The organism is Selenomonas sp. oral taxon 920 (assembly GCF_001717585.1).
In the GTDB taxonomy this organism is placed as follows: Bacteria; Bacillota; Negativicutes; order Selenomonadales; family Selenomonadaceae; genus Centipeda.
In genome coordinates, this window is the sequence record NZ_CP017042.1 from 575,167 (window position 1) to 588,437 (window position 13,271).

Here is a 13,271-nt window from a genome sequence, read left to right on the forward strand (position 1 = left end):
GATAGGAGAATGACGAAGGCAGCGAGTACAGGATGAACAGCTCGTGTCGCAGATGATTACGGCATCGCTCACGAGGAAAAGGAGGATATTGGGATGAAGGTACTATATGTAGCATCGGAGGCAGTTCCATTTGTAAAGACCGGCGGTCTTGCGGATGTGGCAGGCTCTCTGCCCGCGGCACTCGTCAAGGATGGCGTGGACTGCCGCGTCATTCTGCCGAAGTACGGGGCGATTGCCGATGAGATCCGCAGCGCGATGGACCATATCTATGACGGAGTTCTGAATGTCGCATGGCGGGATAAGTTCGTCGGCATTGACAGGTATGTGCTCGATGGCGTGACCTACTACTTTGTGGATAATGAGGAGTATTTCAATCGCGAGGGATTCTACGGGTACCCGGACGATGCCGAGCGCTTCTCGTTCTTCAGCCGCGCCGTCCTCAATCTCCTGCCGGCGCTTGATTTCTGGCCGGACATCATCCACGCGAACGATTGGCATTCCGCACTCGTCCCCGTGTTCCTAAAACTGGAGCATATGGATGATCCGCGCTATGCAGGGATCAAGACGCTGTTTACGATTCACAATCTGAAATATCAGGGGGTCTTCCCCAAGGATGTCATGACGGATGTGCTCGGGCTTGACTGGCAGTATTTCAACAACGGCGATTTCGAGTTCTTCGATGCAGTCAACTTTATGAAGGCCGGCATCATCTATGCCGACTACGTATCGACCGTCAGCAAGACCTATGCCGAGGAGATTCAGTACGACTACTACGGTGAGCATCTGGAGGGGCTTCTGCGCAAGCGCCGCGAGGAGCTCTTCGGCATTGTCAACGGCATCGACTATGATGTCTACAACCCCGAGACGGACAAGAATCTCTATGTCAACTACGACATTAAGAAGGCGGTCGAGGGCAAGAGCGACAACAAGGTACGCCTGCAGCACGATCTCGGACTCCCTGAGAACCGACGCACGCCGATGGTAGCGATGATTACACGCCTTGTCGCCAACAAAGGGCTCGATCTCGTGGTGCGTGTCCTGGATGAGATCCTTCAGCACGAGAACGTCCAGTTTGTTCTGCTCGGTACGGGTGACCGCGGCTATGAGGACTGGTTCAAGGAACTCGCATGGCGCTATCCGAACAAGGTGTCGATCAACATCCGCTTCTCGAACGAACTGGCACAGCGGATCTATGCAGCATCGGATATCTTCCTCATGCCGTCCATGTTCGAGCCGTGCGGCCTCGGACAGCTCATCGCCATGCGCTACGGGACGATTCCCGTTGTGCGCGAGACGGGCGGGCTGAAGGACACAGTTGTGCAGTTCGACCGTTCGGATGTGGACAAGGGCAACGGCTTCCTGTTCTACGAATACAACGCACATGAGATGATGTATGCTCTGAAGCGTGCGCTTGCTGCCTACGGCAATCTGCGTGAGTGGCGTCAGCTCGTATTCACGGCAATGCACAGTGATTTCAGTTGGAAACGCTCGGCGAAGGAATATGAAACCCTCTATGAGCGCCTCCTGCTTGAGAGCTGAGGCACGTAGCTGCGCATATCCGATTCGTGCGTTGATTGGACGCGTTTAAGTCATATACGACGCATCTCTTATGAAACCGCTGGTGAATTAGTTCAAATAAGAACATTTGATTCCCCAGTGGTTTCTGTGCGTTTAATTTTAGGAAGGGAGAGGGTGCTATGCTGGAATCGTATCAGGTGGAGCACAACTCACAGGACATCTATTTCCGCTCCATTGTCGGGGCAGCCGAAGCGGGGAGCCGGCTGCGTCTCGGCATCCGCATTCGGACATTCGAGCCGATTCATCAAGTGCTCGTGCGCCTGTGGCAGGACAAGGCGGGGGAGCGTCTGGTTGCGCTCGAGACGAAGGAAGGGCAGGGGGAGCAGAAATTCTATACGGCGTGGATTGATCTGCCGGATTACGGCTGCCTCGTCTGGTACTACTTCATCATCACAGCGGAGAGCGGTACCTATTTCTATGGGAACAATCCGGAGATGCTTGGCGGTGTCGGTACACTCAGCACAGAGGCCCCCGCGTCTTATCAGATCACGATATACAACAAGGGTGCACGCACGCCGGACTGGTTTAAGAACTCTGTCATGTATCAGATCTTTCCCGACCGCTTTGCGCGTTCGGGAGATACGATTGTGAAGAAGAAGGGCGCTGTCATTCGTACGGATTGGACGGATGACCCCATGTATCTCAAAGATCCTGACACAAAGGAGATCATCGCCTATGATTTCTTCGGCGGAAACCTGCGCGGGGTCATGGAGAAGCTGGACTATCTGAAGAAGCTCGGTATCTCCTGCATCTACTTCAACCCCGTCTTTGAGTCTGAGAGCAACCACCACTACGACACGGGAGACTACCACAAGATCGACCCCGTGCTCGGCGATATTGAGGACTTTCGCGCCCTTGTCACGGCAGCCGAGGAGCGCGGCATCCGTATCATCCTCGACGGCGTATTCAGCCACACGGGCAGCAACAGTATCTATTTCAACCGCCAGCATCAGTACAGCTCGCTCGGCGCCTATCAGTCGAAGGAATCGCCGTACTACTCGTGGTACCATTTCCGCAGCTACCCGAATGAGTACGACTGCTGGTGGAACTTCGACACGCTGCCGAACGTCAACGAGACGGACCCCGACTACATGGACTTTGTCATCACAGGCAAGGACAGTGTGCTTCATCACTGGATGAACGAGGGCATTGCGGGCTGGCGGCTCGATGTGATCGACGAACTCCCGCCGACGTTCTCCAAGACGTTTTTCGCAGAGCTGAAGAAGCGCAACCCTGATGCCGTCATGATCGGCGAGGTTTGGGAAGATGCCTCGAACAAGGTCGCCTATGGGACGCCGCGTGAATACCTCTCGGGCAACGAGATGGACTCGGCGATGAACTATCCGCTGCGCACGATGATGCTCGACTTTCTCACGGGTGCGATCGACGGACGTCAGACGGCGCGGCGGCTTGCGAGTCAGATCGAGAACTACCCGAAGGAAAATCTCTATGCGATGATGAACCTTATCGGCAGTCATGACGTGCAGCGTGCCATCACTGTACTCGCCGGCGTACCCTACTATGAGGGAATGCCGGCAATCGAGCAGTCACGCGTCCGCATGACGGACGAGCAGTTTGACCTCGGGTCTCGGCGCCTTCTCATGGCAACGCTCTGGCAGATGACCTATCCCGGCGTGCCGAGTGTCTACTACGGCGACGAGATCGGGATGCAGGGGTTCAAGGATCCGTTCAACCGCCGTCCCTACGATTGGGAGCACGGCAACAAGGACATTCGCAGCTGGTTCGAGCGCTTTATCGCCATTCGTAATGAAAATGATGCTCTGCGCACAGGCGATATCCTGCCGCTCTACGGTGCGGGCGATGTCATTGCCTATGCGCGCACCATCCGTTCGGGCTACGATGTGTTCAACCAGGAGAAGGAAGACGGTGTCTTTATTGCCGCATTCAACCGCAATCTCACGGAGACACTGACCATCGAGGTGGATGTGAGTGACTTCGCCTGCGGCGTGTTCGAGGACGCATTCAAGCCCTCGCGCACCTATGAGGTGGAGCGCGGACACCTGCGGATCAAGATTCCGCCGCTCTTCGGTCTCCTCCTGCGTCAGCGTAAGGAGCCGCAGCGCTGGGAACGCAAGGCGGGTGTCCTCCTGCATCCAACTTCTCTGCCGTCGAAATACGGTGTGGGTGACTTTGGCGAGGAGGCATATCGCTTTCTCGACTTCCTCGCAGAGGCGGGGCAGAAGATCTGGCAGATCCTGCCGCTCAGCCCCGTCGGCTATGGCTACTCGCCTTATCAGTCCATCTCCGCCTTTGCGGGCAACATCATGCTCATCGACCTCGACGAGCTTGCCGCGCGCGGATGGCTGACGGAGAAGGATCTCTTTCTGCCGTACGAGGCGAACACGGCGTTCATCGACTTTGAGCGCGTCAAGCAGTTCAAGAAGGATATGCTCGAAAAGGCGTTCCGGGCATTCCGTAAGACGAGTGCACAGGATAAGGCCTTCCAAGATTTCTGTAAGAGGGAAGCGTACTGGCTCGACGACTATGCACTTTTCCACGCGGGGAAGAAGGCGTATGAGCGCGCACCGTGGACGGAATGGCCGGAGGAGATTCGCCGCCGCGACCCTGCCGCACTCAAAGAGCTTGCCGAGCGGCAGCGCGATGAGGTCGAACTCGACCGCTTCAAGCAGTACGTCTTTCATCTGCAATGGAATCGCCTGCATGACTATGCGAAGAAAAAGGGGATCGAAATTCTCGGCGATATGCCGATCTTCATCGCACAGGACAGTGCAGACGCATGGGCAAACCAGCAGCTCTTCGATCTCAATGAGGATGGTACGCCGCGCACGGTGGCGGGCGTACCGCCTGACTACTTTGCCGCCAATGGGCAACTCTGGGGCAATCCGCAGTACAATTGGGACGCGATGAAGGCGGAGAACTACGCATGGTGGAAGCGGCGCTTCCGAAAACTGCGTGAGCAGGTGGACATCATCCGCATCGACCACTTCCGCGCTTTTGAGTCCTATTGGTCGGTGGACGGCAAGGCGGAGACCGCAATCAACGGACACTGGATCAAGGGGCCCGGCAAGCCCTTCTTCGATGAGATCGAGCGGGAACTCGGTGAGATGAATATCGTCGCTGAGGATCTCGGCATCATTACGAGCGAGGTTGAGCGCCTGCGCGATGACTGCGGCTTCCCCGGCATGAAGATCGTCCACTTCATGCTCGAACCGAATGAGTCGGGGCGCGTCGGTTTCGTCACGCCAGAGAACAGCATCGTCTATACGGGGACGCACGACAACAACACGACCGTCGGCTGGTTCACACACGACATTGACGAGGTGCTGCGCGAGACCCTTGCAAACCTCATGGGGACGACCTCCGACCGTCCTAAGACCATCTGTAAGCGCCTCATCAAGGCGGCGTATGCCTCGCGTGCACGCATGGCGATCATCCCCATGCAGGATTTCCTCGGACTCGACGAGCGCGCCCGCATGAATACGCCCGGTACCGTCGGCATCAACTGGCGGTGGAGCCTCAAGAAGGACTACCTCCTAGAGCTCGACTCAAAGAAACTGAAGGCTCTCTGCGTGCGGTACCGTCGGTGAGAGAAATCGTGACCAAGGAGCTGTCGCACGGGACAAATGTGCAGTGACTAAAAAGTTAGACCTGAAAGCGCAGGAAAGCGCTTTCAGGTCTAACTTTTTGGGGGCACTACAGATCCCAGCCTTTTATATTTATCGTCTTTAGAGTGCAGCACGCAGGAGGTTCTTTGTATATCCATCACACGGCTCTTGGAGAACGCGCGGTGTTGCGCCCTGCTCGACGATGCGTCCATTCTGCATGATGAGGACGCGGTCGGCGATGGAGCTGACGAGCGGAAGATCGTGCGAGATGAAGAGGAGACTCATGCCGTGCTCCCGCTGCAGATGCAGGAGCAGGGCGATGATCTTTGCCTGTACGGATACGTCGAGTGCCGAGGTCGCCTCATCGCAGACGAGGATTTCGGGATGAACCGCCATCGCGCGTGCAATCGCCGCCCGCTGGCACTCGCCGCCGCTCATCTCGTGCGGATAGCGATCCGCGTATGCGGCGGGCAGTCCGACCTCGGCGAGGAGTTCGGCGACGCGCCGTTTGGTGTCGCGTTCATCAGGCGTACACAGGCGGCAGATGGTTTCGCCAATCATCGCGCCGACGGTGCGGCGCGGGTTGAACGAGCCGGGGGCATCCTGAAACACCATCTGGATGCGGGTGTAGAGGGCGCGGCGTTCCTTTCCGCGTGTGTGCGTGATGTCCTTGCCGTCGAGGAGAATATTCCCGCCCGTCGGCAGATGCAGCCCCGTGAGGAGCTTTGCAACGGTGGATTTGCCGCTGCCGCTCTCGCCGACGATGCCGAGCAGTTCGCGCCGCGCGAGGGAAAAGGAGATGCTGTCGACTGCCTGAACGCGCCCCGCCGTATCGTCAAAATGCATGGAGACATTTTCAAAGCGCAGGAATGTGTCCCTGCCATTGGATTTCTTTTCTTCCTGACGGGGAGCAAAGCTGTCCTCTATGTGATGGCGGCGGTCGCAGCCATCATGTGCCGCTGCATACATTTTCGGTACTGCTGCAATCAGGCTTTGTGTGTATGGATGCTGCGGATTTTCGAGCACCTCCGTGACACTGCCCTGCTCGACGATCTTTCCTTTGCACATGACGGCGACGCGGTCGGCGATGTGCCGTACGACGCCGATGTTGTGCGTGATGAGGAGAATTGCCGTACCCGTGCGCTCCTTGAGTGCGTGCAGCTCGTCCAGTACCTGCAGCTGGATCGTCGCATCGAGTGCCGAGGTCGGCTCATCGGCGAGGAGGAGCTGCGGGCGCAGGATGACGGCGAGTGCGATGGCTGCACGCTGTGCCATGCCGCCCGACAGCTCGAACGGATAGGCAGAGAGGATACGGTGTGCATCGGCAAAACCCATGCCGCCGAATACCTCTGCCGCGCGTGCGTAGATTTCCTCACGCGACAGATCGGTGTGTGCACGCATCGTCTCAACGAGCTGCGTGCCAATCCGCCGCGCAGGGTTCAGCGATGCACCCGCGTACTGAAACACCATCGCGATCTCCTCGCCGCGCAGCCTGCGCCGCTCTCCCTCGGAGAGTACGGCTAGGTTCTTCGTGTCAAAGGAGACCGTACCCGCGTGAATCTCGGTGGAGAGTCCGCGGATCTGCACGATTGCCTTGAGCAGGGTAGACTTCCCGCTGCCGCTCTCACCGACGATACCAAGCACCTCGCCCGTGTGAAGGCTGATGCTGATGTCCTCGATCACGGCATCGCCGCCGTACCCCGCAGTCAAATGGTCAATTCGTAAGAGTTCCTGCATGACGCTGCTCCGCTGTACGCTGTGTGTGCGCTCACTTCTTATCCAGATCCTTTGTTACATGGTAGTAATCGCTCGGCGTGGAGAGGAACCCCGTGACCTTTTTCGAGATGCCGATCTGCATGTTGTTGAAGCCAATGAAGTCCATCGCCGCATCGTCGATCACCTGCTGCTGAATGTGGTTGACGAGTGCGATGCGCTTTGTCGGGTCAAATGTATTCGGCAGGTCGGACAGCAGCTGCTCCACGACGGGATTGTCATAGTGCCCGAAATTCGATATGCCCTTTGCACTGAGGCTGTCGCGCAGGAATGCGTACGGGTCGCCCGTCGGCATGGTGATGACGGAGTAGAGGGAGAGCTCAAACTCGCCGGGCTTGAGATACGTTGACTTTTCATGTGAGACGATATTGATGTTGATGCCGATTTTCTTGAGCTGTGCCTGCATCTCCGTTGTGATGTTCTCGTTGAAGAGCCGCTTGTAGACACCCATCTCGACGGTGAGCGGCTTGCCGTTTTTCTCGACGATGCCGTCGCCGTCTGTGTCCGTATAGCCTGCTGCCGCAAGCACCTGCTTTGCCTTCTCGGGATCGTAGGAACGCGCCTTGAGTGCGGGATCGCCATAGGGCGTGGAGGCGAGGAACGCACTGTTCGATGCGGTCATTGCGCCCTTCAGGTACTGGTCGCCGATGGTCTTTTTGTCCACGCCGTACATGATCGCCTGACGAACTGCGGGATCGGTGAGCTTATCGAGGTTCATGTAGAGCTGATAGGTACGCGTCTGCGGTGTTTTGACCACCGTAAACTTGTCATTCGCTGCAATCGTCTCTGCCGTCTCGGGGCTGAGGTCCAGTGCTACATCGATCTCATCACCCTGCAGTGCCATTGCAAGCGTGTTGAAGTCTGCGATCTTCGTGTACTCGACCTCGTCGACCTTCACGTCGCCGCCCCAATACTTCGTGTTCTTCGTCATAACGGCGTGCTTGTCTGCTTCAAAGCTGCTCATGACAAACGGACCTGTGCATACGGGGGCATTGTCAAAGTCCTTTGTGCCCGCAACGTCGACGATGACAGCGTACGGATCGCACAGATCGTTGACGAGGGTCGCATACGGCGCTTTCGTACGGATCGTGAGGACATTTCCCTCTGCCGTGTACTCTGCATCCTTCAGCCATGCGGCGCGGTCATTCGTCTCCGCCGTGCGTTTGAGCGAGGCGATGACCTTGTCCGCCGTCATCTTCTCCCCGTTGGAGAACGTGACATTATCTTTTAGTGTGATGCGCCAGACGGTCGGTTCGACATTCTCCGCCTTTTCAGCGAGCCACGGCTGCGGCGCCATCTCATCGTCGAGGCGGAAGAGTGTTTCGCCCACGCCGTAGCGTACGGCGTACCAGCCCATCCACTCCTTCGCGGGATCCATCGTACTCGTCACGGCAACTGTGCCGCCGACGCGCACGATTTTCTTGCTGTCTGCCGCCTGATCCGAGCCGCCGCAGCCGCTCATCGTGAGCGGAACGGCGAGCAGCAGTGCGGCACAGAGACATTTCAGTGTTTTGTTCATGGTTCCTCCTATTAGAAATGCAAGGAATGATAATATGTGGTAATATGATGCCATGTCCTAAAGCGAACCCTAGTGGAGCAAACGGAGAAAAGCGTGCGACCCGCCCCCTGCGGATTTCTTTCGTTCAAGCGAAGCGCGTTTAAGAAGTCCGCAGGTATTTAGGTGGACGAGCACGCGCCCGTTTGCGTAACGAGGTGTTTGCGTAGGACTTGCATCATAAAACTGCCTTTACACTCGTTTTTCCCGCGTCTTGGGATCGAGCAGATCCCGCAGCTGATCGCCAAACATATTGAACACCATCATGACGGTGACCATCACCGCGCTCGGCGCGAGTGCCGCCCACGGTGCCTGCTGCAGATACTTCTGTCCCTCGCTGATCATTGCGCCCCACTCGGCGGCGGGGATCTGAACGCCGATGCCGAGGTAGGACAGCCCCGCGAGGCCCATCATCATCGTGCTGACGTGGAGAACGGCGGTGACGATGAGCGGTCCTGCGATGTTTGGCAGGATGTGCCCGAAGAGGATGCGCGCGTCTGTACAACCCGAGAGGCGTGCCGCCTGTATGTAGGTCTCCTCCTTTACCGCGACGGCAGCACTGCGCGCAATGCGTGCGTACTGCGTCCACGTCGTAACGATGAGTGCAAGCATGGCATTGACAAGACCGCCGCCGAGAACGCCCGCCACTGCGATTGCAAGCACGATATCGGGAAATGCCTGAAATACATCGGTGATGCGCATAAGCACTGCGTCCATGCGTCCGCGATAGTAGCCCGAGAGCAGTCCAATGAGACTTCCCAGCGAGCCGGCGATGAGAATGATGAAGAGGGCGGCGAAAATTGAAGTTTTCCCGCCCGCGAGAATGCGCGAGAGAATGTCTCTGCCGTAGTTGTCCGTGCCGAGGAGATGCTCTGCAGACGGTGCTTTTAGAATCAGCTGCGGATCGGTCGCATATGGATCGTAGGGCGCAAGCTGCGCGGAGAAGAGACTTGCGATGAGAATGAATGCTGCCAAAAGCGTGAGCAATCGAAAGAGCAGCGGTGTATGCAGAAAGAAGTTCATCATTTAAAGATCCTTGATTCTCGGATTGAAATAGCGATACGAGAGGTCGGCGAGCAGGTTCACAAGGAAAAATGCCAGTGCCATCCAGACCACCACCGCCTGAATGACGGGATAGTCACGGCTCGTGATCGCCGTCATGATGAGACTGCCAATGCCCGGCCAGTTAAAGATCGTCTCAATAATGACTGTTCCGCCGAGCAGCGAGCCAATGGAAATACCCGTGAGCGTGATGACAATGACCATGATGTTCTTGAGGACGTTGCGGAATAGGATCACGCGCTCCGGAATGCCGCGTGCACGAAGCCCTATGACATAGTCCTTAGCCAGCTCGTCGAGGGCTGCCGCGCGAATCTGGCGAATGTAGCGCGAGGACATGACGAGCGCGAGCGAGAGCGCGGGCAGTACCATGCCGATCGGTTTCGTGGTCGCAAGGACCGGAATCCAGCCGAGCCGATAAGAAAAGATAAACATAAGGACAATCCCGATGATAAAGCCGGGCGTTGCGTTGCCGATGAAGGTCAGAAAGCGAATGACATAGTCCACGCGGCCGTTGCGGCATGCGGCGATGGCGATGCCGAGCGGCAGGGAGATGAGGAGGGTGAGCCCCATCGCCGTACCTGCCATACGGAGCGTGTAGGGGAGTGCCTTCCAAAACGTCACAGCGACAGGAAGATCGGTGATGTAGGATGTGCCCATATCGCCTTGGAGGAAATGCACGAGCCAGCGTCCGTACTGCACGAGAAAGGGCTGATCGAGCCCCATTTCCGAACGCATCCGCTCCACGAGCTGCGGATCGGCGGCGACACCGCCCGCTGAGAGACGGATGCCGACGGGATCGCCGGGAGCGATGTAGATAAGACCGAAGGAGAGAAGTGTGATGCCGAAAAATACAGGGATGAATTGCAGACAGCGACCGAGAAGCGTCTTGTATGTCATAGGTACTCCATTATATTGTATGTTTTGAAGTGAGTTCTTTTTTCATTTATCTGTCAGACAATAATTTTTAGTATATCGCCCATGGAAGAAGATTGTCAACCGAAGCGTAAAAATATGAATATGTGTGAATTTATCGGCGGTTTCTTAAGTATTTGACACACCTCGCCCCTTTTGTCTATAATGAAACGTATTGTATTGTGTATATAGACCGCGGCATTATGCCGCACTGGAGGGCTGGCGGATGAAGATTTTGGCTGCGGACGGTATTTCACCCGAGGGAATCGGACTACTGGCAGAGTATGAGGTCGATGTGCGTGACAAGATCGCGCACGAGGAGCTTCTGGAGATCATCGGCGATTATGATGCGCTCATGGTGCGTTCGGCCTCGAAGGTGTCGGCGGATGTACTGGCGCGCGCCGATAAACTTAAGATCATCGGACGCGCAGGCGTCGGTGTAGACAACATCGATGTGAAGGCGGCGACGGAGCGCGGCATCATTGTCATCAACTCGCCGGGCGGCAATACGATTGCTGCGACGGAGCACACGATGGCGATGATGCTCTCGCTCGCACGCAACATCCCTGCGGCGGATGCAACGATGCACGCGGGCGCGTGGGATCGCAAGGCATTCGTCGGCGTGGAACTGCGCGGCAAGACGCTCGGTATCATCGGCATGGGGCGCATCGGCAGCGGCGTTGCAAAGCGTGCACTTGCCTTTGATATGAATATCATTGCGTATGATCCGTACATCAATGAGGAACGTGCAAAGGCGCTTGGCGTGACTGTAGGGACGCTCGACGATATCTTTGCGGCGGCGGACTTTGTCACGGTACATATGCCGCTCACGAAGGAGACGCGCGGTATGATCTCGATGCCGGAGCTGCGTAAGATGAAGAAGGGCGTGCGTCTCGTCAACTGTGCGCGCGGCGGCATTATCAACGAAAGTGATTTGGCGGCGGCGGTCAAGGATGGGATCGTCGCGGGGGCGGCAATCGACGTGTTCGAAAGCGAGCCGCTCGCGGAGGATCATCCGCTGCGCGGCGTTCCGGGCATTGTGCTCACGCCGCATCTCGGCGCGTCCACGGTGGAGGCGCAGATCGGCGTGTCCGTCGACGTAGCGGAGGGCATTCGCGCGGCACTGCGCGGCGAGCCCGTGACGGCGGCAGTCAATATGGCACCGGTATCAAAGGAAGTCATGCGTGTCATTCGTCCCTACATCACGCTCGCAGAGCAGCTCGGCTGCACCGTTTGCTCGCTCGCTGAAGGTCCCATCTCCCATGTGGAGGTCATCTACAATGGAGAGATTACCGAGGTCAATACGAGTTTTCTCACGACGGCACTCCTCAAGGGAATGCTCAATCCGATCCTCGAGAGCGAGATCAACTACGTCAATGCCCCGAGTGTTGCGAAGTCGCGCGGCATCAAGGTAACGGAGATCAAGGAGAAGGAAACCTCGCACTATTCGACGCTCATCACCGTGCGCGTTACGACGGCGGCGGGTACGGCAGAAGCAGGCACGGCAGAGGTGCAGGGCACACTCTTCGGTACGGAGGGGCGTATTGTGCGGATCAACGGATTCCGTGTGGATATTGACCCGCACGCACGTCTCCTCATCTGTCCGCACATCAACCGTCCCGGCGTCATCGGCACGGTTGGCTCCATCATGGGCGAGGCGGGCATCAACATCTCGTCCATGCAGGTGGGCAAGTCCAAGCGCGAGGGGATGAGCATCATGGCACTCACAATTGATCACGACATCCCCGATGGTACGCTCGCACGCCTGCTCGCCATCGACGGCATCTTTGATGCGAAACTGGTCAATTTCGAAACGATTTGAGAGGGTTTCAGCCTTTTTCCATAATTGACCTATATGATATAGTCAAAAGGACAAAGAATCTATCGCAACAAGGAGGCAGAAGCCTATGAACTCAATCAAGACAACGATGCTGATGGCGCTCCTGATGGCACTCATGGTTGCTCTTGGCGGAATTTTTGCAGGACATACAGGCATGACTGTCATGCTGATCATCGCACTCGGGATGAACTTCTTCTCGTATTGGTTCTCCGACCGCATGGTGCTCAGCATGTACAACGCGCAGGAGGTCGATCGTTCGAGTGCGCCGGAGCTCTATGGACTCGTCGAAAAGCTCGCGGGGCGTGCGGGACTTCCCATGCCGCGCGTCTACATCATCAACGAGGATGCACCGAACGCATTTGCAACGGGACGCAACCCGTCGAACGCGGCGGTTGCTGTGACAACGGGACTGATGCGTGCGCTCGACTACAATGAAATCTCGGGCGTGCTCGGACATGAGCTCGCGCACGTCAAGCACCGTGACATTCTCATTTCGACCATCGCGGCGACGATGGCGACAGTCATCTCCTACGCGGCGAGCATCGCCCAGTGGGCGGCGATCTTCGGCGGCGGGCGTTCGAGTGACGATGACCGCGGCGGCATCATCGGGCTCATCGCAACGGCAATCATCGCACCGATTGCGGCGGCACTCATCCAGATGGCAATCTCGCGCTCACGCGAGTACAGCGCGGACGAGGGCGGCGCAGAGATCTGCGGCAACCCGAACTACCTCGCATCAGCACTTGAGAAGATCGAGTACTACGCCGTGCACGGCGCACCGCTGCCCGAGGCAACGCCCGCCACGGCGCATATGTGCATCATCAACCCGCTGACGGGGCGTGACATCTCGTTCAAGAGCCTGTTCTCGACCCATCCCGATACGCAGGAGCGCATCGCGCGTCTGCGTGAGCAAGCGCAGCGGATGAACATTCGCTGAATATAATACCGAATACAACACCAGAAG

Annotated in this window: 8 protein-coding genes; 4 read left to right on the forward strand and 4 right to left on the reverse strand. The window is 57.2% G+C overall.

Annotated features, from left to right (window positions below; all coding sequences use genetic code 11):
- The first annotated feature begins 93 nt into the window (after positions 1-93).
- The gene (gene glgA, locus BCS37_RS02620) at positions 94-1,539 is read left to right on the forward strand and encodes a glycogen synthase GlgA (protein ID WP_069180023.1); all 1,446 of its coding nucleotides are present in this window, start codon (positions 94-96) and stop codon (positions 1,537-1,539) included.
- A 158-nt stretch (positions 1,540-1,697) separates the two neighbouring features.
- Positions 1,698-5,147, forward strand: a complete 3,450-nt coding sequence (gene malQ / locus BCS37_RS02625) for a 4-alpha-glucanotransferase (RefSeq protein ID WP_069180024.1) — start codon at positions 1,698-1,700, stop codon at positions 5,145-5,147.
- A 138-nt stretch (positions 5,148-5,285) separates the two neighbouring features.
- On the opposite strand, the gene BCS37_RS02630 is transcribed toward malQ, so the two are convergent.
- The 4 genes from BCS37_RS02630 to BCS37_RS02645 form a co-directional block, all read right to left on the reverse strand.
- Positions 5,286-6,902 carry a dipeptide ABC transporter ATP-binding protein gene (locus BCS37_RS02630; RefSeq protein ID WP_069180025.1) on the reverse strand — a complete coding sequence of 539 codons (1,617 nt, stop codon included), beginning with the start codon at positions 6,900-6,902 and terminating at the stop codon, positions 5,286-5,288.
- 31 nt (positions 6,903-6,933) lie between these two features.
- Complete coding sequence (locus BCS37_RS02635) at positions 6,934-8,457, reverse strand: ABC transporter substrate-binding protein (RefSeq protein ID WP_069180026.1); 1,524 nt, start codon at positions 8,455-8,457, stop codon at positions 6,934-6,936.
- Between the two features lie 228 nt (positions 8,458-8,685).
- On the reverse strand, positions 8,686-9,519 hold the full coding sequence (locus tag BCS37_RS02640) for an ABC transporter permease (RefSeq protein WP_107528578.1): 834 nt from the start codon (positions 9,517-9,519) through the stop codon (positions 8,686-8,688).
- A complete protein-coding gene (locus tag BCS37_RS02645; RefSeq protein WP_069180027.1) occupies positions 9,520-10,452 on the reverse strand; it encodes an ABC transporter permease in 933 nt (310 codons plus the stop codon). It lies immediately after the preceding gene.
- Between the two features lie 241 nt (positions 10,453-10,693).
- Here BCS37_RS02645 and serA point away from each other — a divergent pair, with 241 nt between their 5' ends.
- Entirely contained in the window at positions 10,694-12,289 is a 1,596-nt protein-coding gene (gene serA, locus BCS37_RS02650) for a phosphoglycerate dehydrogenase (RefSeq protein WP_069180028.1), read from the forward strand.
- 85 nt (positions 12,290-12,374) lie between these two features.
- The gene (gene htpX / locus BCS37_RS02655) at positions 12,375-13,244 is read left to right on the forward strand and encodes a zinc metalloprotease HtpX (RefSeq protein ID WP_069180029.1); all 870 of its coding nucleotides are present in this window, start codon (positions 12,375-12,377) and stop codon (positions 13,242-13,244) included.
- Positions 13,245-13,271 lie beyond the last annotated feature (27 nt).